The organism is Tanticharoenia sakaeratensis NBRC 103193, assembly GCF_000963885.1.
Lineage (GTDB): Bacteria > Pseudomonadota > Alphaproteobacteria > Acetobacterales > Acetobacteraceae > Tanticharoenia > Tanticharoenia sakaeratensis.
Genome location: NZ_BALE01000048.1, coordinates 22,329 through 45,877 on the forward strand (window position 1 = coordinate 22,329; position 23,549 = coordinate 45,877).

Consider the following 23,549-nt stretch of genomic DNA (forward strand, 5'->3'; position numbering starts at 1 on the left):
CACGCCTGCGTTCCGGCCTATTGCCCCCAGGCCGCAAGTTCCGCGCTGATCTGTGGCGCGGCCGTCTCCCGGCATCCTCCGGTCCGACGCAGGACGCAGATCTTGCGCCAGCAACTGACGGGCACATAGCTCGATGGCAACTGGGGGCGCGTATCGTCGGGCGCGATCAGCAGGTCGAAGCCGGGCGCCATGGCCCCCAGTTCCCGTGCAGTGCGCGCGAAATACAGCGGGATCGGTCGGTCGAGCGTGGTGTAGCCGCCGCTGTCCATCCAGTCCCCGAAACCCGGATTGAACTGCCCGACACCGCAGATATCGCGGGTACGGGCCGCGATGTGCATGGCATGAAGGTAAGGCACGTTTTCGAGCCGATCGACGCGATAGCTGGATAGAAGAGCCAGGATACAGGCCAGCGCCATCGCGCCACAGGCCGCATTCAGCCGCATGTTCGCCCGATCGATGCGCTGCCACTGCCGCGCAACCCCGGCCGCCGCGACGACCACCAGAAGCGGGACGGCACCGAATACGAAACTGGCTTCCTTGTGCGGGATGACGCTGTGGGTCAGCACCACTGCAAGGGCCGCCGCCAGTTCGAGCCGCATCGAGCGGGCGCCCCATACGAGACCCGCAACGAGCGGAATTGTCAGCGCACCCCATCCGCGCGCCAGAACGAACGGATAGAACAGGATCGACTGCGTCCCGAAGACGTCGGCCCGGTGCTGGACGTAATTGATGTGGAAGTTGACCCAGAGCGGCGCGAACGGCACGCCTGACGCATGCCAGTCCACGAGGCCTTCCAGCACCAGGGCGGGAAGTGCGCCCGCCAGCAGGAACGGTATCGCGGCAGGCCGGGCTGCTGCGCACCAGAGGACGGCCAGCGCCGCACCGGGCAGGTATTGCAGCCGCACCATGACAGACAGCGCCAGCAGGAAACCGATCGCCACGGCCTGCGCCCGTCCGCGCGATCCCCGAAGCCATAATCCGGCCAGCAGAACGCCCGCCGACAGAAGTTCTCCGCCCTGCGCCTCGGCCAGCGTACGCGGTCCATACAGGATGCAATCCGGCCAGAATGCGATGGCCACGGCGCACAGCGCAGCACCTGCGGGACCTGCGACCTTGCGTCCCGCCGCCATGGCGATCCCGACCAGACCGAGCGACAGACCTGCGAGAACGCAGTGCACGACATTCGCTGCGTGACCAAGACCCAAGTCTGCCGAAAGCCGCATGATGGCGGCATAGAATTCGGGCATCAGCCAGGAGCGGAGGCCTGCGCGCCATTCCCACGTCACGACACCGTAGCCGGTGACGAGACGATGCGCCGGCTCCAGATTCTGGAAGATCTCGTCAGGCCGGAGCACGAAGGAGACCGCGAATATCGAGACGAGCCGCGCCGCGAACGCTGCCAGCAATACTCCGGCGATCCAGCGCCCCGATCTCGACATTCCCATGCAGCACCGATAGCGGACGATCATGCGCCCGCAACGACCGGTATGTAACGGCGTGTCACGCGGATCATCAATTTCCGTCGGCGACGCCACGGCAGGTTACGCTGTGACGAACGGGTTCGGCTGACCTGCTGACATATCTGCCCGCTCGGCCGATCCGATCACTGTCCATGTTGCCAGCAACCAAACGTCACGCGGTGCCGAACCTGTAATGCGGCCCACGGCGGTGTTCACCCGTCGCGCGCCTGTTTAAGCTCGGGCCCATGACGGATGAGCTTCCCCCCTTCCTGAACCGCCGCGGTGCATTGTCGTCTCTGGCAGCGCTGGGTGCGATCGGTCTTGGCTCCAGCGCGCGCGCACAGCAGCCCAAAGCCGCATCCGCGCCCGCCGATCCGACGCCGCCGAAGGCCCCGGATCAAACGCGCAAGGCAGAGCCGAACGCCTCACATCCTTCCCCTGCCGACCAGCCGGGCGTCGTCTCCCGTCCGGTCGTCAAGACGCAGAGCGACATCCTCTACCGCCCGGCGATCCATTTCTCCCCGACCAGCGGCTTCATGAACGATCCCAACGGGCTGATCTTCGACGGCACGCACTATCATCTCTATTACCAGTATGACCCGTTCGCGCCCTATGCAGGCCGCGTCCACTGGGGACATGCCATCAGCACCGACATGCTGCACTGGCAGGATCAGCCGATTGCGATCCCGGAGACGAAGGACGGCGAAGCCTATACGGGCTGTGCCGTCATGGATGCGAAGAACGCATCCGGGCTGTTTTCCACGACCCAGACGACCGGTTCGGACGCCGCGCAGGGCGGCATCGCCGCGATCTATACGCGCGCCAGCCCGCACAGGCAGGCCCAGTATCTCGCGATCAGCCACGACAACGGGCGCAGCTTCACCGAATATGCGCATAATCCGGTTCTCGACATCGACAGCAACTCGTTCCGCGACCCGCAGGTGACGTTCCATAAACCCACGAACCAGTGGGTCATGGTTGTCGCAAAATCGCGCCTGCATCAGATCGCGTTCTATGCCTCGATCGATCTGGTCCACTGGGTGCATCTCAGCGATTTCGGTCCATCGGGACTGTTCGGCGTCGACTACGAATGTCCGAACCTGATCGAGATATCGCAGGAAGGCGGCGGCACACGCTGGGTGCTGTTCGTCTCGGTCAATCCGGGCGGCCCGACCGGCGGCAGCACCACGCAGTATTTCGTGGGCGATTTCGACGGCACGCGCTTCATCCCCGACGATACCGTGATCGGCCTGACGGATTTCGCGAAGGACGCCTACGCGCTGCAGGTCTTCCACAACATGCCGCAAAACGAGGCCGTCTCGATCGCCTGGCTCAGCAACTGGCAGTACTGCCAGGAGCTCCCGACGCAGAGCTGGCGCGGCATCATGACACTGCCGCGCACCATGACGCTGCGGCGCGATTTCGCGGGCTGGATCCGGCTTGCGCAGATGCCGCGCGGGCTCGAGGCGCTGCGCGGTCCGGCCATCCCGTTCGCGGCCAGGCGCCTCGCGGCCGGATCGAGCGCGCAGGTGGCATTGCCGCCGGGTGTCGCCCTCGATCTGTCGATGAGCGTCACAGTCGATGAACGGCCGCGCGATCTGCCGCTGGGCGACAAGGGGCGCACCGGCCGCTTCGTCATCGTGTTCGGCAACGAGGAAGGCGAATCCCTGACGATCGGTTTCGATGCGTTCTCGGGCCAGCTCTGGCTGGATCGCAACGATCTGCACGGCTTCGCCCAGCCGTTCTTCACGGGCCAGTTCTCGACCGTGCTCAATCCGGACGATCGCCATTTCGACATCCGTATCGTGATGGACGCATCCACCCTCGAGATCTTCGCCAATGGCGGTCTTTCCGTCGGCACCGCGCTGATCTTCCCGGCCAGCCCGCTCGATTTCCTGCGGCTCGAGGCCAGCGGTGCGGCCGCGACGGTCGAGAAGCTCTCGCTCTATCCGCTGCAGAAGGTCATGGACCGCGAAACGGCGGTCTGAGCCGCAACGATATCCCGCAAGCGGCAGTCCGACAGGGAGCAGCCACGATCCGACAGCCTTCCGGCCTGCATGACTGCCGCGCGATGGGTTCGGACAACGGTGCCCAGGCGGTCACGACGGACGAATGGCGGCCCGATGTCGTGCTACGTGTCAGAGAACCGGCTGTGGCATCCGGAACGTCGCAAGCTCGCGATGATGCAGGAGTAGCACGCCGGTCGTGTGCGCCAGTTGCCGCGCAGACTGCGTGAAGCCGGCGTTGCTCACGACCAGCGCCGCGTGGGCGCGCTGGTGGCGTCCGGCCGCGAAAGCCTCCTGTACGGCGCGGTTGCCGACCGGCTGGCTGTGAAGCTTGCACTGCACGACGATTTTCCGGCCCGCGCGCATCGCGATCACGTCCGCGCCCTGATCGCCGCTGGCAGGCGTCGTGCGCGCGTCCCACCCGGCGCGGCGCAACAACAGCGCGCAATGATGCTCGTAAAGCAGCGGGTCCATCGCAGGATCGAAGACGGCGGGATCGCCTGGCGGCCCGGTTGCAAGTCCTGCAACCGGCGGAACCAGTGCGGAGACCATCTCGATATGACGCACCGCCCGCATGGACAGGGGCTGCCACTGATCGCCGAGACGATCGCCCGCGAGGATCGTCAGGAGACGCGTCTTGCAGAAATACTCGATCTCGCGCTGCCATTTCGACAGGTTCACCGTGCCGTAGCGATCCGGCGCGGTCAGCTGGAGGCGCCGGACCTGCAGCGTTCCCGCCTGTTGGTCGATCTCGGAGACGATCAGGCGCCAGGCGCGACGACGCCGGTTCAACCGGCGCGCGATACGCCAGACGACATAAAGCGTGACGAGTGCCGCCAGACCGAAGAGGCCATCCAACCTCATCCCCCGCAACGCCGCCACCTGCCCGAGAATATCCGAACCTCCCGCCTCGTCGGCAGGCGGCAGGTTCGGCTTTTCCCAACCCGGCGGCAGCACCGGGCCCGCAGATTGCGGAGAATCCGGCTGTTCGTCCTTCTGGGGGCCGAACGAGATCTGCTCACGCATGAAATATAGCGGTGGCATGCCGATTTTCGGCGGATCGCGTCGCAGCAGCACCATGGTCTCGCTGCCGCTGATCTCGTCCCAGGCTTCGGACGGGCTGGCCTCGAAACACCGACCGGTGCGCAGCATGCCCCTGACCCAGTCCGGGCCGTGCTGGCGCAGCGTCGCCGGATCGGCCAGAACGCGGGTGACGCGTGGATCGACACAGGCATGAACCGTCGCCGTCGTGTGGAAGACGCGATCGGCGTGAGCCTGGGCCATGAGCGGAAAGGCCGTCATTACCGCAACAGACAGCAGTTTTCTCATGGCCTTCCTCCCATCCATGCGCGTCGTGCAGGCACTCTCTCGCGGCGTGGCCGGCAACAGAGTTCGACCTATCGGCCGGACGCCCGGACACGTGTCGATTCCTTGTGGATGTGTCAACATATATAGAACAGTCCGCGAACAATACGCGGATAACGCGGTCGTTCCGAACGGGATTCCACGAGGTGCGGAAATTACCGGTTCAAGGGCGACACCGGGTTGTTCAGCAAGGACGGCAATGCGGCGTCCATGACGGCGCAATCGCCGTCAGCGTTGCGGCTCCGCGCTGTGCCGTGGCGCGTGAGAGAGGGAACGCGAGCCGGAGCGCACAGCGGAATGCTGCGGGCGAAAGGAAGCTTGTGCTGCGGCTGACCGCGACGCGTTGCGCTGGTTCAGAACAGTGCAGATCAATGCAGTGGCAATCGTGCTCAGGCCAAAGGCGCCGACCCACAGGATGATCGCAAATCCGATCGTGTCCTGATCCGTCATCATCAGGCGCAGATCGCATCCCAGAAGGACGAGAGCGCCGATGCGCAGGGCGTTCCGGCGGCGGCCGGAACAGGGCCGTCCGAATATCGCGCGTCCGCCGTGCACCGTGCCGCCCGCCAGCAGCAGCGTGCCGATCAGCATGAAAAGGCTCGTCGTCATCAGCATCTATCGCGACACCGCGATCTGGCGGCCCCGCGACATCCCGCCACGCCGCGTTCGCGAGATGGCGAATGCGAACCCCAGGGCGAGAGCCGCCGCCACGATTGCCGTTCCCTGCTCGACGCCCGTCGTCCAGGGCGCGCTGAGGACGACGATAGCGCCCAGCGTCACAACTGCCGCGCCACACAGGATCCGCCAGCTCCAGACCGCAGGCGTCAGCACGGCCAGGACAAGACTCGCGCCCCAGACGATGAAAACCGCCTGCACCTCATGGTCCGCACGTCCCGGCATGGAGACCGGCAATACCCGGTTGGCCAGGAAATAGGCCGAGAATGCCAGCGGTGTTCCGGCAATCATGCCGGCATTCAGCCGCTCCATCGCAACGAGCCCGCGCGTGCGCCCCTGTCTGCGACGGCGGATCGTCCAGAGTCTCAGTCCGCTTGCGATCACGCAGGCCAGCAGCACGCCGGATGCGAAATACAGCCATCGCGTGGGGCCAGGTGCGAAGCGGGCGATGTGCAGCCCGTACAGCACGGCGAACGTCGCCATGACCGGCCGATCTTCGCGATCTTCCTTCAGAACCCGTCCGTTGGTCCCGTCGATCTGCAGCACATGGGTCGCATAGCCGATACGATCGCCGTTGGCGCCGGTGACGACGATCGACGACGCCGCGTCCTTCGGATTGAAGACATAGACCTCGCCCAGTCCCGCTCGGCCGAGCCTCTGATCCGCCATCCGGAGCATCGCATCGACGGGCGCCAGCGTGCCGGGATGTCCTGATGCCGGCCGTGCCACCGTCGCAGGGCTCATGTCGGTGTCGAAAGCGGCCGGCGCATGGTGATACGCGGCGCCGATGCCCCAGGGAAACAGCAGCGTTCCGAGGGTTACGGCCCCCGTAAAGGCGATCATCAGGTGAAACGGAAGTGCCGCGACACCCATGAGGTTATGGGCATCGAGCCAGCTTCTCTGCCCCTTGCGCGGCCGGAACGTGAAAAAGTCGGAGAAGATCCGGCGATGCACGACGATCCCGGTCAGCAGCGTCAGGACGAGCACCATGGCCGCGATGGCAGCCAGAAGCCTGCCCCATGGATAGGGCAGCTGAAGCTGGAAATGGAACCGATAGAAGAACTCGCCGCCCAGCGTATCCCTGATCCCGTCCGGCGCGCCCGTCAGCGGATCGAGCGCACGCTGGACATAATGTCCGTCCTGCAACCACAACGCCCAGGTATAGGGCGCACGGGGCCCCGCCGCCGACAGGTACCAGGCCGGCGAGTCAGGCGCGTGCGCCTGCAGCCAGCCGATGGCGGCAGCCGTGGCCGGCACGGCCTGTGCGGTTCGTCCGGCCAGTTCGGGATGCATCCAGACACTGATTTCAGGACGGAAGACGCTGAGCGCACCCGAGAGCGCAATCGCGTACAGAACCCAGCCTGTCACGATCCCGACCCAGTTGTGCAGCCAGGCCATCGAGGCGCGCAGTCCGCCCCTCACGATATCCATCCATGTGACAGGGCGGCGGCTGCAAGGAGCATTACCGTTGCCGCCATGCTGACGCAGGCCCTGCGCGTCGAGCGACACGCGCAGCAGAACATCGCGGCGAGCGGCCATACGAGCAGCGCTGCCAGCATGCCCGCGATGACGTTGTCCGCTCGCGGCCATGGCAGCCATTGCGCCAGCACGACACCCACCAGAGCCGCGACCAGATAGCCCCCGGCCGCGGCCAGAGCCACCCTTATGGCGACCGTTGCCCGCATCATGCGGGCGGTCGAAAAAGTCTTACCAGGTAAAGCCAAGGGTTCCCTGTGCGTTGCGTCGCTCTCCATACCAGCACCACTCGTCATACGGTGCATAGCCGTAGCAGCTCGCGACATAGCGCTTGTCGAACAGGTTGCGCACGCTTGCGGACACAGTCCAGCCCCGCAGGGAGTGGGACAGTTTGCCCAGATCGTAGCGCGCGGAGGCGTCGAAGACCGTGTAGCTCGGCACGTTCACGTCCCCGAACGAGGCCGTCCCGCCATAGGCGCTGGCCGCATGGCGCAGGCCGGCTCCGATGCCGAAACCCTGCATCGGCCCCTTCGGCAGCGTGTAGAAGGCAAAGAGCGATGCATTGCCGCGCCCGGCCTGCACGAGCGGCTTGCCGGTCGAATCGTCATGGGTGCGCTGCGTGCTGTAGGCCGCGGTGATCATGAGGCCCTTGTAGGCGTCGACATGGGCCTCGAATTCGAAACCGTCCGAATGGACCTTCCCGCTTTCCGTGCTGTAGCCGAGATTGCCGGCGGCCACGAGCACGTTGGTCTGCTCGATATGGAAACCTGCGGCACTCAGCAGGATGGGCGTGCCCGGGATCTGATATTTCGCGCCGCCTTCGAGCTGTTTTCCGATCGAAGGATCGGCCTGGCGTGTCGTGCGGCCGCCGTCGTTCGACACCACGCCCGACTGCGGCTGGAACGACGTCGAGTAGCTGATGTAGGGCGCAAGGCCGAAATCGAAGTGGTAGAGGCCCGATGCGCGGAACGTGATCTGCCCCGGGCTTTCATGCGTCCGGCTGCCGCTCAGATATTCGGTCTGGTTGCTGCGATACCAGTCGTTGCGCAGGCTGCCCATGAGGATGAACCGGTTCAGCCGGATCTCGTCCTGGCCATAGGCGCCGATCTGGTGCTGGTTCGTCAGATAATTGGCGATGGTGGGCAGGGGCGCGATCGTCTGGCCATAGACCGGATGCAGGACGTTGATGTCCGGCGCGCTACCGTAGCCTTCGACTTCCGTCGCGCGGCTCTGCTGATAATCGAAACCGGCCATGATGGTGTGCCGGAGGATTCCCGTCCTCACATGGCCCCGGAACTGGTTGTCGAACGCCAGGTTGTTCATCTGCTCGTTGGCGGAGATGGCGCCGCGGTTGAAATTGCCCGCTTCCTCTTGCGCCAGATCGGGCAGGTAAGTCACCGGATCGGCATACACGCCTGTGCCGTAGACGCTCTTGTAGGCCGTCTGGATGTTGTCGTAACGCCCGCGCGACGTGAAGCTCCAGTCGCTGTTGAAGCGATGGGTGAAGATGTAGGTGATGGAGCCCTGCTTGCGGTTGAATTCCTCGAACGAGGGATCGCCATCATAGAAGTCACGCGGGATCCGGCCGAACGCCGCATGCGTCAGCGAGCCGAGCAGCGGGACCGAGCCGTAGGACGCGTTTTCCGGATCGTATTGATAATTGCCAAGCAGCGTCAGGGTGGTGGGGCCGTCACCACCGATGGTGACGGCGGGGCTGATGCTGAAACGCTGGTTGCCGGTCTTGGTCAACTGGCTGTGCGATCCGTTGGCCGTGCCATAGAGCCGGTAGCGGACGAAACCATTATCGGTGGCCCAGCCGCCCACATCCGCATCGACGCGGTAGAGATCGAAGCTGCCGCCGGTCGCGGCGACGGAGCCGTAGAATTTCGAGGCCGTCGGCAGCTTGCTCGACAGCGCGACCAGGCCGCCCGGGCTCGATTGTCCATAAAGCGCCGACGCAGGCCCCTTCAGGATCTCGATCGAGTCGAGACGCGAAGTGTCGGTCTGGGCGGTGGCATAGCCATTCGGGCTTGACTGCAGTTTCAGGCCGTCGAGAAATGTCGGCACGGTGAAGCCGCGCAGCGCGAACATGTCGTAGCGGGTGGCGGTCGAACCACGCTGGTCCTGCGTGATGCCGGCTGCATAGCGGACCGCCTGGTTGAGGTTCAGGACGCCGCGGATGTCCATCTCGTTGCGCGTGATGACCGTGACGGACTGGGCGGTATCGACGATCGGCGTATCCGTCTTGGTGGCCGACGATGCCACGGTGGACGCCTTGCGCGCCCGGACCATGATCCGCTCCTCGCTTAGACGTGCCTGCTCGCGCGCAGCCTGCGCATGCTTCTTCTCATTGGCCGTCTTGTGCGGAACGGACGTCGCCGTCTCGGCCGCCTGCGCGACCTGCAGCGTCAGTACCGTCCCCGTCAGGGCCAGAATCCGCCCCGAACACCATTTGTTGACCGCCACACCCAGCCTCCTCTTTGCGGATCGGGTTATGACGATAATGAGAGTAAGTCGCAACTAGGCAATGCGATGCACAGAGGCGATGTAACCTTTTGTCAGATTTGCGTTGGGAACCCGCGATGGAACGGACCGGCAATCCCTGTGAAGCAGGACGACCACCGTATGCTTGGGAACGGCCCCTGTCTCGCGCCCGTCACGGCTGCACTGGGGAAAAAGCGCCCTGTCGCTGGAGCCCAAGGCACCCGGCTTCAGCAAGCCGGAGAATGCCGGCACGGCGCCGTATCGATCCCAGGGCACGCCGACGACAGCGGCCCGACCTCACGAATCGTCAGGCAGTTTGTCATGGATTTGCAGGCAGCGGCATATCGGGAACGCGATCCCGCGCCAGAATTGCTGTCTCGCCATCCGCCGAAGGGAATTGCCCTGTCCCGGCCGGGTCATGGTTTGCAATCCCGGGATGATCCATGTCTTCATTGAAGCGTTTACGATGAACCCCCTGTCGCGTGCCCTGCGCCGACAGCTTGCAGACCGTCTTCCGGCTGTTTCATAAAGCTGTCCCGCTGCCGCCGCCTGCGATGTGGCCATCTCCGCCCGAACAGAGAGCCTGCTGCCCTGACCTACATCGTGCCGCCTACGGATGCCTCGCCCCTCCCCCTTCGACAGGCCAAGAAGGATCGCACTGCGGCTCTTCTGATCCGCGAAGCGATGCGGTTGTTCGCGGCCAAAGGCTACGACGTGACGTCGGTGGACGAGATTGCGGCAGCGGCCCTGGTCTCGCGCCGAACCCTGTTTCGGTATTTCCCGACGAAGGCCGAGATCGTGCTCGCCTGGACGCGCGGCATGACCCATGTGGTCGCGACCAGCCTGGACGCCTGTCCGCTCGACATGCCGCTCGAGGAGGCGCTGCTGCGGGCGTTCGTGCCGGTCATCCCGCACGTTTCGCCCCACCGCAAGGATGCCTACGCGCTGATTTTCCTGATCGAGCGCACGCCGGCACTGCGCAGCGTCAGCCTGCAGAAATATTCCGAATGGGAAAACAATCTGGCCCGGTCGCTGGAGCCGCGCATGCCGCCCAGCGAGACGCCCACCTTCGCCGCCCGCCTGATCGCGCGCACCGCGATCGCGACCTTCCGGACGGCATTGGACGAGTGGATCCGCAGCCGGGGCCGGGCAGCTTTCGAGCCCCTGCTGCGTCACGCATTCGACCTTCAGTGCCATGTCTGGCGGGCGGCACAGGCCACGCCGCCAGAGAGCTGACAGCCGGGACGATCAGAAGAAGCCGAGCTTCTTCTCGCTGTAGCTGACCAGCATGTTCTTGGTCTGCTGGTAATGATCCAGCACCATCTTGTGCGTCTCGCGGCCGATGCCCGACTTCTTGTAGCCGCCGAACGCCGCATGGGCCGGATAGACGTGGTAGCAGTTCACCCAGACGCGCCCGGCCTGAAGCCCGCGCCCCATGCGATAGCAGGTGTTGGCGTCGCGGCTCCACACGCCTGATCCCAGGCCGAATTCGGTATCGTTGGCGATGGCGAGCGCCTCTTCCTCGGTCCTGAAGGTCGTGACCGACAGCACCGGGCCGAAGATCTCTTCCTGGAAGATGCGCATCCTGTTGTTGCCGGAGAACACTGTCGGCTGGACGTAGAACCCGTCCTTGAGGCTGGCACCGAGATCGGGCCGCTCGCCGCCGATCAGAAGCTTCGCCCCCTCGTTTCGTCCGATATCGATGTAGGACAGGATCTTGTCTTCCTGCATCTTCGAATTCTGCGCACCCATCATGGTCTGGGGGTCGAGCGGATTGCCCTGTCGGATCGCACGCACGCGCGGCAGGACGCGTTCCATGAACCGGTCGTAGATCGACTCGTGGACCAGAGCCCGGCTCGGGCAGGAGCAGATCTGGCCCTGGTTGAGCGCGAACATCGTAAAGCCCTCGACCGCCTTGTCGAGATAATCGTCGTCGTGATTCATGATGTCGGCGAAGAAGATATTGGGCGATTTGCCGCCCAGTTCGAGCGTCGCGGGGATCAGATGCTCAGCGGCGGCGTGGGCAATCATCTTGCCGGTAGGCGTCGAACCGGTGAAGGCGATCTTGGCGATCCGGCTGCTGTTGGAGAGGGCCGCACCCACATCCTTGCCCAGGCCGTTGACGATGTTCAGAACGCCGGGCGGAAACAGGTCGCCGATCAGTTCCATGAGGACGAGAATGCTGGCAGGCGTCGTCTCGGCGGGCTTCATCACCACGCAGTTGCCGGCGGCGAGCGCGGGCGCCAGCTTCCACGATCCCATCAGGATCGGGAAATTCCATGGAATGATCTGCCCGACCACGCCGAGCGGCTCATGGAAATGATAGGCGATCGTGTTGTCGTTGATTTCGCTGATCCCGCCTTCCTGGGCGCGGATACAGCCTGCGAAGTAGCGGAAATGATCGATGGCCAGAGGAATATCCGCGTTCAGCGTCTCGCGGATCGGCTTGCCGTTGTCCCATGTTTCCGCGCGGGCGAGCAGATCGAGATTGGCTTCCATCCGGTCGGCGGCCCGCAGCAGGGCAAGGGAGCGATCCTGGATCGAGGTCGCGGCCCAGCCGGCACGCGCCTTGTGGGCGGCATCGAGGGCACGCTCGATGTCGGCCGCCGTCGAGGCCGGAACCTCGCAGAGCACTCGTCCATCCACGGGCGAATGGTTTTTGAGGTAATTCCCCTCGACCGGCGTATGCCATTCCCCGCCGATAAAATTACCGTATCGGGACTTGAAGGGAGGGACCATGTTGATTTCGACGGACGACATTCGACATTTCTTTCCGAAGAGCAGAAACAGACCGAATAATGACGGGTATTTTATCTATATTATAAGCCCGCTTGCTTCGACCTAATGTCAGACGGTCTGTTCATAGCGCTGACTGCACTTTGTCCGTATTCGGACTTCATGTGTCTTAATCCTGGCCTGTCCTGACGTGCAATCGGGCTGTCGATCACGGCCACGCGATTATGGCACCTGGTGTCGTTATATTGCAAAAAAAGAGGGAACCTTTGGAGTGCGTTGCACACTTCTGGCCAGCACTATCTCTTTTTCGTGATCCTTGTCTTTTGCTCGCTGAATGATACGCCGACTGCCCGGAGACGGGGCAACACGATTTCGGGTACGCCACGATCACGTACGTCCTCCTCACGCCTTTCTGCGTCGCGAACTTTCGCGATCAGCAGGCCTGTCCCACTGCAATGTAGACCGTGCCGACCGAGCATCCCTCAATTCGATCAGCCTGTGTGTCAGTCCGGCATGATCGTCACGGATATGATCTCAGGACACCTGTTCGTCCGAATCTTGTGCGTCACCGGACGTTCCGATGCCGCCGTCACGTGGAATGCAACAACCTTCGATGATCTTCTGGCCGCTGCAATATGTTCCATCACACGGGGCAGATGAGAGCGGATGAACCTGAAACCGATGGAACGACCCGATCAGGCGAGACGCCTTGCCGGCAGGTGACCGGACAGAAATGATGCGGCCGACTGCATATCCCGGGAAATTGCATATCCCGGGAACCGGCCGTCACGCCGCGGCAGTGAGCGGGTGCGTTCGTGAGCCTGAACAGGCATCGTGTGTGATCCGGGCCGACTCGTCGGGAACCGACCAAGGCCTGCGCATACCGCCCAGTGCTTCACCGACGGCCAATCCGGCCTGCAGCCCGTCCTCGTGAAATCCGGCCCCGAAATAGGCGCCGCAGAACCATGTTCGCGCGGATCCCTGCAACGACCATAACTTGCGCTGCGCGCGGAGCGATGCCGCGTCATACATCGGATGCTCGTATTCGAACCGGGCATGCATCTGCGTCGGCCGACGATCCGGATTGAGTGTCACGAACAGGTTCCGGTCATGTGGCAGCGCCTGCAGACTGTTCATCCAGTACGTCACGCGCGGCCCGGTATCCTCGCCCGTGTTCTGCACATTCCACGCCGACCAGAGGCGGCGGCGACCGGGCATGAACGACGCATCCTCATGCAGCACGGCCGTGTTCCTGCCGTAGCGGATCGCACTCAGAGTTGCCCGCTCCTCGGGTGTTGCATCTGCAAGCAGAGCCAGTGCTTCAGGCGCATGCGTCGCGATCACGATGTCATCAAACGTCATCGGCCCCCGGTCGGTCCAGATCCGCACGCCCTCCGGACGCCGGGCGACGGCGCGTACCGCGCAGCCGCTGTCGATCCGCCCCCCTTTTCTGGTGATGTCCTGTGCCATGCGCGTCACATAGACGGCTGCCCCGCCGATCACGCTGCGCCATTTCGGTCGCTCCCGAAGCTGCAGCAGACCATGATTGGCACAGAACTGCATGAAGGCCTGTGCCGGAAAGTCGCGAACGGCGTTCGGGCTGCAGGACCACATGGCGGAGGCCATCGGCAACAGATAATCACGCTGCATTGCCGGAGAGAATCTCGCGGTGTCGAGCATCGTCCCCAGACTTGCGAACGGATCATCCAGCGTGTCCATGATCTGCGGCGCTTCCCGATAGAACCGCCAGATGCCGGCGAGCATCGACCAGAACCTTGGTCGCAGGATATTGCGCTTCTGGGCGAACAGGCCCCCAAGCCCGGAGCCGGAATATTCCAGCATTCCGCCGCCGCCTGTGCGCGCGATGGACAGCGACATGTCCGCCGCATGGGTAACGATCTCGAGATGGGCGAAAAGCGCGGTCAGGTTCGGGTAGGTTTTCTCGTTATAGACGATGAACCCGCAGTCGACATCGATAGGTGCTCCATGCAGATCCGGCACGACGACCGTATTGCTATGACCACCAAGCCGCGTGTCCGCTTCGAACACGATGACATCATGGCGCGGGGCCAGGAGCCAGGCACAGGACAACCCCGCGATACCGCTGCCCACGACCGCGATCCGCCGCCTCGGTCCATGCTCGAACTGTACCGGATCTGCGGCCATGAGACTCTCTCCCTGAACGGAAGGTAACGCACCAGAAACATATGCGGCTGATGCACATTCGGGATGACAAAGTCATTTTTGCAGATGGCTCGTGCGCCCTTGCGGGCGTATTCGGCGCAGGCGGACAAATGTATCGCGAAAGGCCCGTGACGCTCCCGAGCTCCAGTGAACCCGTGACGCAGATATGGGGAGCCATTCCGGAACGGACATCATGGCCGCACAAAAAAATGACGACCATTTCATCCGTTTTGTGTCACGATATCCCGATCATGATTGACCTTGCCGATTCACGCGCCCTGATCTTCGACTGCGACGGCACGCTGGTGGACACGCCGCCCGTCTATGCCCGCGCCTGGGCGAAAGGTTTTCTGCCGTTCGGCCGTGAGATGCCGACAGCGTGGTACCTCGACCGTGCCGGCATGTCGGAACATGTGCTGATCGATGCGTTCGAGAGCGACTTCGACGTGAAGGTCGATCGCGAGGAAACCGTGAAGATCATGCGTCAGGCCTTTCTCGACGAAATCGACGCCCTGGGCGAAATCACCCACATCGCGCGCATCGCCCGGGAGAACCACGGCAAGCGCAGGATGGCGGTGGCATCCGGCGGATCGCGCGCCATCGTGACCGCATCGCTCAAGGCGACCGGTCTGGATGCCCTGTTCGAGACGGTCGTGACGCTGGATGACGTCGCCCATCCAAAGCCTGCGCCCGATCTGTTCCTCGAGGCCGCGCGCCGCCTCGGAACCGATCCCGCACACTGCATCGTGTTCGAGGACAGCCAGCAGGGCCTCGAAGCGGCGCGCCGTGCCGGCATGCGCGAGATCGACGTTGCGGACATCCGATAGCCTCGACGCGCCGTCCCTGCCCGGATCCACGCCAGCCGCCATCGACATACAGACACTCCGCATCGCGGCGGTCGTCGTCCTGGGCTCGTTCATGTCGATCCTGGACACGACGATCGTCAATGTCGCGATCCGCGCGCTCGCCCATGACTTCGCAAGCCCTCTGGAAACCACCCAGTGGGTCGCGACCGGCTATACGCTGGCACTCGCCGCGGTCATTCCCCTGACCGGATGGGCCGCCGACCGGTTCGGCACCAAGCGCCTCTACATCACGTCGATCACCCTGTTCCTGCTGGGATCGGCCCTGTCGGGCGCCGCATGGTCGATGAGCACGCTGATCCTGTTTCGCGTCCTGCAGGGTCTGGGTGGCGGCATGATCATGCCGGCGGGCATGACCATCCTCAGCCATGCGGCAGGCCCGCAACGGATCGGGCGGCTGATGGGCATCGTCGGCATTCCGATGCTGCTCGGACCAATTTTGGGACCCATCCTCGGCGGGTGGCTGGTGGATGATGCGTCGTGGCGCTGGATCTTCTTCGTCAACCTGCCTGTCGGCGCGGTTGCGTTGCTCGGGGCCTTCCTCGTACTGGCACCCGACGAGCCACGCCCTGCGCATCGCCTGGATGCCCTTGGCCTGTTGCTGCTGTCACCGGGTCTTGCCCTCTTCGTCTTTGCGCTTGCCCGCACCACGGCACACGGCAACCTGCTCGATCCGGCTGACGACGCCGGACTGGCCCTCGGCGCGGCCCTGATTGCGGCGTTCATCGTCCATGCCCGACGGACGCCGGGTGCGTTGATCGATGTGAGGCTGTTCGCACGCCGCCCGGTCGCGGCCTCGGCGCTGACGACCTTCCTGTTTGGGGTCGCCTTCTTCGGCTGGGCGATCCTGCTGCCGCTCTATTTTCAGCTGGTCCGTCATGCATCGGCCTTTCAGGCCGGCATGATGATCGCGCCGCAGGGTTTCGGCGCCATGATCTCGATGCCGATCGCAAGCCGGATGACGGATCGCACCGGCGCCGGCCGTATCGTCATGACCGGCCTGGTCCTGATCGCGCTCGCTATGCTCATCATGGCGCAGGTCACGGCGACGACACCGGTATGGCAGACGTCGATTGCGCTCTTCCTGTCGGGTCTCGGCATGGGGGCCACCATCATGCCCGCAACCAGCGCCGCGATGATCACGCTGGCCCGGCACGAAATCGCACGCGCGACCAGCGGGCTGAACGTCGTCCAGCGTGTTGGCGGCTCCATCGGCACGGCGCTGCTGGCCGTGATCCTGAACCACCGCATCGCGGCACTGGCGCCGGATGCGCGGATCGGCGGCAGTGCGCCTGTGCCGGGATATCTGCTCGATCCGCTGGCCCATGCGTTCGGCCAGACATTCCTGTGCGCCTTCGTCGTGATCCTTGCCGCCCTGCTGGCCGCGACCTACCTGCCGCGGAGACGGGCGAGCCTGTCAGCCGACGCACGGGAGGCCGCCGAAACGGTGCGCGAAAGCGCATCGTGATCGACCGGCGAGAAGACCCGGAGACCGTCATACGGCTTGGGCAGAACGCTGCCTGCCGGCTCCGCCGTTCCCCAGCCTGAAAAGACAGCGGTTCCGCTCGTTCAACAGACGATCCCGGGACGTCGCGGTCCTGGTTATGCCGTCACGAGGGAGACTTGGTCTTTCATGAAGGACCGAAGTCCTGCCCACGACACGACCATCGTCAGGGCAGAACTGCGGCCCGGAGACGCGCCCGTTTTTCAGGAAACGCCTATCTCGATGTCATGCAGGCATTTCCCCACATGGTCGCCGGGATGGCCCGTGTGAAACGGCTCGTCCGGCAGGATCTGGATGTTGCCGATATCGGTCAGCCGGACGCATGTCCATTTCCCGGTGGGCGGCACACGCTTCTCGTGCGAGTCTTCGCCGCGATAGATCAGAAGCCGTTCCACGCCATCGCCGACGCCCAGCGCATGAGGGGAACCGATCTCCGGTTCTCCATGAAGCTGAAAGCTGATCGCCTGTTTTTTCTCGATCGCTTCGCGCAGGATTTCCTTGTTGCTCATCGAGCCGTTCCTTCTGTCGTCGGATTGTCCGGTTGATCAGGATTTTGCGAGTGTCCGTTCGCCGAGTGCCGTAATATCGTGCGCTTCCATGCCCTCCGGGTTGTGCAGGGCGCGCTTGGCGATCTCGACTTCCTTTTCCGTCGGATGCTCACCGCTTTTAAGAACGTGGTTGGCCAGCTCGATGACCTCGTGGGCCGTCAGCAGCTTCGGTTCATGCGTCGCGCGATGTGCGAGCTTGTGAAGCGAGCTGCTTTCGCGCGGCATTCTGTCATGGGACATGACTTCCTCCATGATCTCGGTCGCAGGGGTTGTTCCTCTGCATCGTTTTGACACACGGAAAGATAAAGTCTTCGTGATCCCGATGGTTGCGTTCCGTAGTCTGTCGAGGCGTGAAGAAAGACGCTGAAAGGAAGAAGTATTTTTGGGATTCCTTAGGCAGGAAGAGAAAAATCCTGGCCGCCCTGCCTCCTATCCCATTGAAAAGAGGCGACAATAACAGCGTCGTCGTTGCGAAATCAGCTCGATTTCAGAAAATAGTTGATCTGCGCTCGATACGTTCGACAGGAAGGCTGTTCTACCGGACGCGACACGGCGCAAACAGTCCTCGTGACCGCGCTTTCCGACACGGGCTACCAGCATTCGGCCCGCTCAGTCCCGACTTGCTGCAGCGCGCTCGAACAACGCGAACGTCTCCACTGCCCCGGTCACCGCGCCCTCCCGGAATGCCGTATCGCCTGCGTCCAGTCGTGCACCGAGCGCATCGAGAAAGGCGCGCCAGCCGCCGGGACCATGCGCCGCCGACAGATAGGCATGAGGCAGGCCATCAGGCACGCGCCCTGCCAGCACACGACCGCCGAGCCGCGAGCCTTCCAGAACATAGAGTGCCCCGTGGCACCATCCGTCGTACGCGGCACCCGCACCCGATGCCGCAATCGTCAGGGGCGGCGGCACCGGACGCCCCAATGCCGAAAGATCTCCACGCAGACACTCGGCACGTGGCGTCCATGGAGGCAGTACGCGTTCGGCCAGCATGCGCTCCAGCGGCAACACGATGGCAGCGTGCGTATCGAGGAATGCGGCATACGACGCGGGATTGCCGAGGTCGAAGCCGGAAAACGCGACGTCCACGCGTTCATGGGCGGCACGCCCCGCACGGCGCACCGCAGCGAGGGCGGCGCCGGGTTCGATCAGATCGGCAGGTTGGGTCAAATCAGCCATCTTCATCCATCTGCCACAAGGCGACGGTCCGATCCTATCCCAGACTGCCGGCTGCGAGAACCGCACGGGACTGCATGCCCGGGAACCTCATATGGGGCTCAACCGTAATGGTCCCCGCATTGTCAGTTTTTTCAGGAGGCCATCTCATGGCTCACACCCGTCGACTTCCCGCCCTGGCCGCGATCGTTGCACTCGGCGCCGCGAGCGCCTGCGGCACGGCGTTCGCCGAGCCCGGCGGCTGCGCGAAGTACGGTGCGGCAGGTGCCGTCGGTGGTCACATGATCGGCAAGGGTCATGCCGTGGCCGGTGCTTCCGCCGGCTGTGCGACCGGCATGGTCCGTCGCCATGAGGCCCGCAAGAAGGCGGCCGCCACGCAGAAGGCACAGGATCAGGCCAACCAGGACAGCACGCAGAGCATGTCCGGCAACAACAAGCCGCAGCAGTAATTAAGCCTTCAGTCCGCCCGCCGCGCCGGATCTTCGTCTCAGGGAGACCCTTTTCTTGACCGAACAGACTGGCGCGGATGCGGCGCCCAAGACACGCACGAAACGTCGCCATCCCGTCCTGAAGACCTTCGGGAGCCTTCTGGGCGTCGTGGTCGTTCTTCTCATCCTGCTCATCATCTTCTGGGACTGGGACTGGTTCGTACCGACGATCGATCGCAGGGCATCCGCTGCTGCGCATCGGCCGGTCTCGATCGCCCATCTCCATGTCCATCTCGGATGGACCACGACCGTGAGCGTGGACGATCTGCGGGTCGCCCAGCCTGACACTTTCAAAAGCGAAAAAGAAGACTTCGCCAGTGCCAGGTCCGTCACGGTGTCCGTGAAACCCTGGGACTACATAACGGGGCACGGCATCACCCTGCCGCTGATCGCACTGGACACGCCGCGTGGCGATATCGTGTCCCTGTTGAATGGTCGCAACAACTACACCTTCAGTGAAGGCACGAGCACGTCTTCCAGCAGCTCCTCGCAGACCGCTCTTCCGAAAATTGGCGAGCTCCGCATCACGAATGGCGACATCCGCATCGCGATGGCAAAGCTGCACAGCGATTTCCGCCTCAAGATCCACACCACGCCCCCCGAGAACGGCAACCTCGGCACCATCGTTGCGGATGCGAACGGACGATATGCGCGCGCGCCGATCACGGGGCATTTTGTCGGCGGTACACTGCTGACGCTCGCCAATCCGAAAAACCCGTATCCGATCGACCTGCGCGTCGCGAACGGCCCGACCTACGTGACATTGCATGGCACGGTAGACGATCCCGTTCATTTCGCAGGCGCGCGCCTGGCCCTGCATTTCGCGGGCCCCGACATGGCCCTGCTATATCCGCTGACCGGCATCCCCATCCCGCAGACGCCGCACTACTCCGTCACGGGAAATCTCGATTACAGCAAATCGATGATCCGGTTTAACCGGTTCGAGGGCCGTCTCGGCAATTCCGACATCGGAGGCGACATCAATGTCGATCCGCATCAGCACGTTCCCTACGTCGATGCGAAACTCCATTCGCACCTCGTGGATCTTGCCGATCTCGCGGGCTTCGTCGGTGGCAAGCCGGGACATGCTCCCGCAACGCCGGTCAAGGCCGATTCCAATGTTCTGCCTGACCAGCGCATCAGCGTGCCCAAGCTGAATTCGGTCAACGCCCACATCGTGTACCACGGCGATCATATCGAGAATAAGCGCCTGCCGCTGGATAACATCGATACCGACGTCACGGTGCAGCATGGCGCGATCGACGTTCACAAGCTGAACTTCGCGGTCGGCTCGGGGACGCTGGCCTCGGATGCGACACTCAAGCCAGCGGCGAACGACAATTTCGCAACCCGCTTCCGCTTGGACGTGTCCCGCGTGCAGGTCGCGCGCCTCATGCAGGGCGCAGGTGCGGTGCACGGACAGGGCACGATCGGCGGTCACATCACGCTGGCATCGACCGGTCATTCCGTGGCCGATCTCGTGGCAAACGGCGATGGTGGCGTAACCCTCGTGCTCGATCAGGGTGGCAATCTCTCGGCCATCCTGCCGGATCTGCTTGGGCTTCAGGTGGGCAATGCCATCCTGTCGGCACTGGGCATCCCGGATCGCACGCCGCTGCAGTGCTTCATTGCGGACATGCCGCTCAGGAACGGTATCCTGTCCACGCATTCACTCCTGATCCAGACCGGCGATACGCGCACCACGGGATCGGGCACTGTCGATTTCCGCAAGAACACGCTGGACTACGCAATCACGACACGGGCGATCCACTTCACGGTCGCCTCGTTCCCCGGCGCCGTTCACATTAGCGGTCCGATCCGTAGCCCGACCATCCTGCCGGGCGCCGAGCTGATCGGGCGTCTCGCCGCGACCGCAGGGCTCGCTGCCCTGTTTCCGCCGGCCGCCATCCTGCCGACCATCCAGCTCGGCGTCGGCAAGGGCTCGGTCTGCGAGCAGGCCGTGCAGCAGGCCAATGCCAACCCGGCGGCCGGGATCGCGCCGGGTGCCACCACCGGTGCGCATCCTTCGGCTGCGGCCCGTGCTGGGGCGGCCCAGGCAGCAACCAGCCATGCCGCACCGCATCGCGCCACTCATGCGGCGACGCACCATGCAGCGCACACGGCTGCCGCACCGCGTGAAACCGCCTCGGCGGCGCAGGTCCGTGCCGCGTGGGCGAAGAAGCAGCATACGAACTGATCGGGTAAAACTGATTGGGCTTGCGGAATATGTCCGTTCGGTCAGATTGATCGGATCACGACTGAACGGACCCTTCCGCCATGCGCCAGCTGCGCTCTCCCGCACCTGACCACTCCCGGCCACGCCGCCCCCGCGCGTTGCTCGCCCTCGCCCTGAACCTGCTGGCAGCGCCCCTGCTGCTGACGGCCTGCGAGACAGCGCCTCATGCCGTGCAGACACAGGCGGCCCAACAACCGGTTCCGGTGATCCTCGTATCGCTCGACGGCTTCCGCGCCGACTATATCCAGCGCGGCCTGACGCCGAATCTCGCACGTCTTGCCCGGACCGGCGTCACTACGACCGGGATGCATCCGTCGTTTCCCTCGATCACCTTCCCCAATCACTACACGCTCGTTACCGGCGACCGGCCGGACCGGCACGGCATCGTCGGCAACACGATGACGGACCCGGCCATGCCCGGTGTCACGTTCAGGATGAGCGCCAAAAACGTTACCGCGAACGCCCGCTGGTGGGACGAAGCCACGCCGATCTGGGTCACGGCGGAGCGCCACGGCCTGCATACGGCCACGATGTTCTGGCCGGGATCCGACGTCGCGATCGACGATGTCCGGCCGACGGACTGGCTGCCTTACGACAACGACATGACGTCCGACGACCGGACGGAAAAGCTGCTTTCGTGGTTCGACGTGTCCCCGGACCAGCGCCCGCGTTTTGCGACACTGTATCTGAATGCGGTCGACAGCGCGGGTCATGAAGGTGGTCCGGATTCCCCGGACGTGCGGGCGGCGCTCGCCGAAGTGGATGAGGCCGTGGGACGCCTGATCGCAGGCCTGCAGGCACGGCACATTACCGCGAACGTCGTGATCGTCGCCGACCACGGCATGGCGGCCGTGGGAGCGGGACAGTCGATCGCCCTGTCCGACCTCATGCCGAAGCGCGATGTCACGCTCGTCACGGGCGGCGCCTATGCCGGGATCGATCCCCGCGCCGGCGCGGATGCGGTTGTCGCCCGGGCGCTGCTCGGACGCCATGCTCACATGCAGTGCTGGCGCAAGGCCGACGTGCCCGCACGTTTCGCCTATGGCCGCAATCCGCGCGTTCCGGCCTTCGTCTGCCTGGCCGATGTCGGCTGGACCATCGACGCCGATCACACCGTGCCGCATCATCCCCACAAGGGAACCCATGGCTACGACCCGATGGCGCCCGAGATGCAGGCCCTGTTCATCGCCCATGGGCCCGCCTTCGATGGCGGCCGCATGATCGCGCCGTTCGACAATGTGGATGTCTATCCGCTTCTGATGCATCTGCTGGGGCTGCCGCCCGAGCCCGACGATGGCACCATCGCGCCGTTCACCCCTGTCCTGACTCCGGAGACCCATCCATGACCCGCCTGCGTTCGGCCCTCGCCCTTCTGTCGGGCGTCTGTGCCCTTGCCGTATCCGAGCCCGCGTTCGCCTGGGGTGGTTACGGCCATGCCATCGTGGCCGATATCGCCGAAACCCGCCTGACGCCGACCGCGATGGCCGGCGTTCGGCATCTGTTGGCGCTGGACGGCGAACGTTCGATGGATCAGGTCGCATCCTGGCCGGACGAGATCGGTCATGTGCCGGCCAACAAGGGCGGCCTGCCGCAGACCCTTCCCTGGCACTACGTCGATATCGACGTCGCCAATCCGGCCTATGACGCTGCGCGGGACTGCCCGACCGGCGAATGCGTCGCGGCCAAGCTGCCGGAACTGATCGACACGCTGCGCAACCCGGCGGTTCCTGTCGCCAAGCGCCTGATCGCGCTGAAATGGGTCGTGCATCTGGTCGGCGACCTGCACCAGCCGCTGCACACCAGCGAGCGCAATGATGACAAGGGCGGCAATGCCGTCAAACTCACCTATTACGGCAGCGACCATCACGGTCACATGAACCTGCATTCCCTGTGGGACGAAGGCGTGCTGGATCATGAGGCGAACCTGCATGTCGGCCCGCATTACAGCATCGATTTCGCCCGTGCCCGCGCCGAGGCGCAGGTGCTCAATGCCCATATCTCGCCCGAGGACGCCGCCGACTGGGGCCGTGGCGTCGGCCCCGGCAACGATCAGGCTGCCATCATCGGCTGGATCAATGAAAGCCACGTGCTGGCATCGAAAGTCGCCTATGGCGCGCTGCCGAAAGGCAATAACCCCGACATCGGCGACGATTATTCGAAGATCGCATGGCCCGTCATCGAACGTCGCCTCGAGCAGGCCGGCGTGCGTCTGGCCGCCATCCTGAATGCGAACCTGACGCAGCCGGTCGGGATGACCCTTCGCTGAACGGGAGAAAGCGTCTCTGTTCCGGACAGAGGTCCAGAGACGCTTTCATACAGACGGCAAAGGACTCCTGAAATTCCTGCCC

Annotated in this window: 19 protein-coding genes; 8 read left to right on the plus strand and 11 right to left on the minus strand. The window is 64.1% G+C overall.

The genetic code is table 11. From position 1 onward, the window contains the following. Nucleotides 1-17: 17 nt before the first annotated feature. Entirely contained in the window at nt 18-1,439 is a 1,422-nt protein-coding gene (locus tag B8446_RS13630; protein ID WP_158507598.1) for a glycosyltransferase family protein, read from the minus strand. 266 nt (nt 1,440-1,705) lie between these two features. On the opposite strand from B8446_RS13630, the gene B8446_RS13635 reads away from it, so the two are divergent. Continuing rightward, on the plus strand, nt 1,706-3,448 hold the full coding sequence (locus B8446_RS13635) for a glycoside hydrolase family 32 protein (RefSeq protein ID WP_048850528.1): 1,743 nt from the start codon (nt 1,706-1,708) through the stop codon (nt 3,446-3,448). Nucleotides 3,449-3,598: 150 nt separating this feature from the next. On the opposite strand, the gene B8446_RS13640 is transcribed toward B8446_RS13635, so the two are convergent. The 5 genes from B8446_RS13640 to B8446_RS13660 all read right to left on the minus strand — a co-directional run bounded on the left by B8446_RS13640 (nt 3,599) and on the right by B8446_RS13660 (nt 9,448). Further along, a complete protein-coding gene (locus B8446_RS13640) occupies nt 3,599-4,795 on the minus strand; it encodes a restriction endonuclease (RefSeq protein ID WP_084712346.1) in 1,197 nt (398 codons plus the stop codon). A gap of 264 nt (nt 4,796-5,059) precedes the next feature. After that, the gene (locus B8446_RS13645) at nt 5,060-5,440 is read right to left on the minus strand and encodes a hypothetical protein (RefSeq protein WP_148506008.1); all 381 of its coding nucleotides are present in this window, start codon (nt 5,438-5,440) and stop codon (nt 5,060-5,062) included. Nucleotides 5,441-5,446: 6 nt separating this feature from the next. After that, the gene (locus B8446_RS13650; protein WP_241767792.1) at nt 5,447-6,937 is read right to left on the minus strand and encodes a PepSY-associated TM helix domain-containing protein; all 1,491 of its coding nucleotides are present in this window, start codon (nt 6,935-6,937) and stop codon (nt 5,447-5,449) included. Next, nucleotides 6,925-7,194 carry a hypothetical protein gene (locus B8446_RS13655; protein WP_148506009.1) on the minus strand — a complete coding sequence of 90 codons (270 nt, stop codon included), beginning with the start codon at nt 7,192-7,194 and terminating at the stop codon, nt 6,925-6,927. The genes B8446_RS13650 and B8446_RS13655 overlap by 13 nt, the downstream gene beginning before the upstream one ends. Nucleotides 7,195-7,213: 19 nt before the next feature. Beyond that, nucleotides 7,214-9,448 carry a TonB-dependent siderophore receptor gene (locus tag B8446_RS13660; protein WP_241767793.1) on the minus strand — a complete coding sequence of 745 codons (2,235 nt, stop codon included), beginning with the start codon at nt 9,446-9,448 and terminating at the stop codon, nt 7,214-7,216. 621 nt (nt 9,449-10,069) lie between these two features. Here B8446_RS13660 and B8446_RS13665 point away from each other — a divergent pair. Continuing rightward, nucleotides 10,070-10,702 carry a TetR family transcriptional regulator gene (locus B8446_RS13665; RefSeq protein WP_048850538.1) on the plus strand — a complete coding sequence of 211 codons (633 nt, stop codon included), beginning with the start codon at nt 10,070-10,072 and terminating at the stop codon, nt 10,700-10,702. Between the two features lie 12 nt (nt 10,703-10,714). On the opposite strand, the gene exaC is transcribed toward B8446_RS13665, so the two are convergent. Beyond that, nucleotides 10,715-12,226, minus strand: coding sequence for an acetaldehyde dehydrogenase ExaC (exaC, locus tag B8446_RS13670; protein WP_048850539.1), 1,512 nt, complete (start codon nt 12,224-12,226; stop codon nt 10,715-10,717). A 762-nt stretch (nt 12,227-12,988) separates the two neighbouring features. Next, nucleotides 12,989-14,368 carry an NAD(P)/FAD-dependent oxidoreductase gene (locus tag B8446_RS13675; protein WP_048850542.1) on the minus strand — a complete coding sequence of 460 codons (1,380 nt, stop codon included), beginning with the start codon at nt 14,366-14,368 and terminating at the stop codon, nt 12,989-12,991. Nucleotides 14,369-14,637: 269 nt separating this feature from the next. On the opposite strand from B8446_RS13675, the gene B8446_RS13680 reads away from it, so the two are divergent. Together B8446_RS13680 and B8446_RS13685 are read left to right on the plus strand one after the other, a co-directional pair. After that, nucleotides 14,638-15,213: an HAD family hydrolase gene (locus B8446_RS13680; protein WP_241767794.1), complete on the plus strand. Its 576-nt coding sequence runs from the start codon at nt 14,638-14,640 to the stop codon at nt 15,211-15,213. After that, nucleotides 15,197-16,717, plus strand: a complete 1,521-nt coding sequence (locus B8446_RS13685; RefSeq protein WP_053053894.1) for a DHA2 family efflux MFS transporter permease subunit — start codon at nt 15,197-15,199, stop codon at nt 16,715-16,717. The genes B8446_RS13680 and B8446_RS13685 overlap by 17 nt, the downstream gene beginning before the upstream one ends. A 239-nt stretch (nt 16,718-16,956) precedes the next feature. On the opposite strand, the gene B8446_RS13690 is transcribed toward B8446_RS13685, so the two are convergent. The 3 genes from B8446_RS13690 to B8446_RS13700 all read right to left on the minus strand — a co-directional run bounded on the left by B8446_RS13690 (nt 16,957) and on the right by B8446_RS13700 (nt 18,480). Beyond that, nucleotides 16,957-17,262 carry a hypothetical protein gene (locus tag B8446_RS13690; RefSeq protein ID WP_048850544.1) on the minus strand — a complete coding sequence of 102 codons (306 nt, stop codon included), beginning with the start codon at nt 17,260-17,262 and terminating at the stop codon, nt 16,957-16,959. Nucleotides 17,263-17,298: 36 nt separating this feature from the next. Next, nucleotides 17,299-17,541: a hypothetical protein gene (locus B8446_RS13695; RefSeq protein ID WP_048850816.1), complete on the minus strand. Its 243-nt coding sequence runs from the start codon at nt 17,539-17,541 to the stop codon at nt 17,299-17,301. A 369-nt stretch (nt 17,542-17,910) separates the two neighbouring features. After that, nucleotides 17,911-18,480, minus strand: a complete 570-nt coding sequence (locus tag B8446_RS13700) for a biliverdin-producing heme oxygenase (RefSeq protein WP_148506010.1) — start codon at nt 18,478-18,480, stop codon at nt 17,911-17,913. A 146-nt stretch (nt 18,481-18,626) separates the two neighbouring features. Here B8446_RS13700 and B8446_RS13705 point away from each other — a divergent pair, with 146 nt between their 5' ends. The 4 genes from B8446_RS13705 to B8446_RS13720 all read left to right on the plus strand — a co-directional run bounded on the left by B8446_RS13705 (nt 18,627) and on the right by B8446_RS13720 (nt 23,467). Beyond that, nucleotides 18,627-18,926, plus strand: coding sequence for a hypothetical protein (locus tag B8446_RS13705; RefSeq protein WP_048850547.1), 300 nt, complete (start codon nt 18,627-18,629; stop codon nt 18,924-18,926). Nucleotides 18,927-18,981: 55 nt separating this feature from the next. Then, nucleotides 18,982-21,162: an AsmA family protein gene (locus B8446_RS13710; protein ID WP_084712348.1), complete on the plus strand. Its 2,181-nt coding sequence runs from the start codon at nt 18,982-18,984 to the stop codon at nt 21,160-21,162. Between the two features lie 80 nt (nt 21,163-21,242). Beyond that, complete coding sequence (locus B8446_RS13715; protein WP_084712349.1) at nt 21,243-22,547, plus strand: alkaline phosphatase family protein; 1,305 nt, start codon at nt 21,243-21,245, stop codon at nt 22,545-22,547. After that, a complete protein-coding gene (locus B8446_RS13720) occupies nt 22,544-23,467 on the plus strand; it encodes a S1/P1 nuclease (protein ID WP_048850549.1) in 924 nt (307 codons plus the stop codon). Before B8446_RS13715 ends, B8446_RS13720 begins: the two co-directional genes overlap by 4 nt. Nucleotides 23,468-23,549 lie beyond the last annotated feature (82 nt).

What these genes read in the sequence shown, in the direction of transcription:
- exaC (WP_048850539.1), bottom strand. Translation starts at nt 12,226, where the DNA reads ATGTCGTCCGTCGAAATCAACATGGTCCCTCCCTTCAAGTCCCGATAC.
- B8446_RS13645 (WP_148506008.1), bottom strand. Translation starts at nt 5,440, where the DNA reads ATGACGACGAGCCTTTTCATGCTGATCGGCACGCTGCTGCTGGCGGGC.
- B8446_RS13650 (WP_241767792.1), bottom strand. Translation starts at nt 6,937, where the DNA reads ATGGATATCGTGAGGGGCGGACTGCGCGCCTCGATGGCCTGGCTGCAC.
- B8446_RS13640 (WP_084712346.1), bottom strand. Translation starts at nt 4,795, where the DNA reads ATGAGAAAACTGCTGTCTGTTGCGGTAATGACGGCCTTTCCGCTCATG.
- B8446_RS13635 (WP_048850528.1), top strand. Translation starts at nt 1,706, where the DNA reads ATGACGGATGAGCTTCCCCCCTTCCTGAACCGCCGCGGTGCATTGTCG.
- B8446_RS13655 (WP_148506009.1), bottom strand. Translation starts at nt 7,194, where the DNA reads ATGATGCGGGCAACGGTCGCCATAAGGGTGGCTCTGGCCGCGGCCGGG.
- B8446_RS13720 (WP_048850549.1), top strand. Translation starts at nt 22,544, where the DNA reads ATGACCCGCCTGCGTTCGGCCCTCGCCCTTCTGTCGGGCGTCTGTGCC.
- B8446_RS13675 (WP_048850542.1), bottom strand. Translation starts at nt 14,368, where the DNA reads ATGGCCGCAGATCCGGTACAGTTCGAGCATGGACCGAGGCGGCGGATC.
- B8446_RS13705 (WP_048850547.1), top strand. Translation starts at nt 18,627, where the DNA reads ATGGCTCACACCCGTCGACTTCCCGCCCTGGCCGCGATCGTTGCACTC.
- B8446_RS13680 (WP_241767794.1), top strand. Translation starts at nt 14,638, where the DNA reads ATGATTGACCTTGCCGATTCACGCGCCCTGATCTTCGACTGCGACGGC.
- B8446_RS13715 (WP_084712349.1), top strand. Translation starts at nt 21,243, where the DNA reads ATGCGCCAGCTGCGCTCTCCCGCACCTGACCACTCCCGGCCACGCCGC.
- B8446_RS13695 (WP_048850816.1), bottom strand. Translation starts at nt 17,541, where the DNA reads ATGTCCCATGACAGAATGCCGCGCGAAAGCAGCTCGCTTCACAAGCTC.
- B8446_RS13700 (WP_148506010.1), bottom strand. Translation starts at nt 18,480, where the DNA reads ATGGCTGATTTGACCCAACCTGCCGATCTGATCGAACCCGGCGCCGCC.
- B8446_RS13690 (WP_048850544.1), bottom strand. Translation starts at nt 17,262, where the DNA reads ATGAGCAACAAGGAAATCCTGCGCGAAGCGATCGAGAAAAAACAGGCG.
- B8446_RS13630 (WP_158507598.1), bottom strand. Translation starts at nt 1,439, where the DNA reads ATGTCGAGATCGGGGCGCTGGATCGCCGGAGTATTGCTGGCAGCGTTC.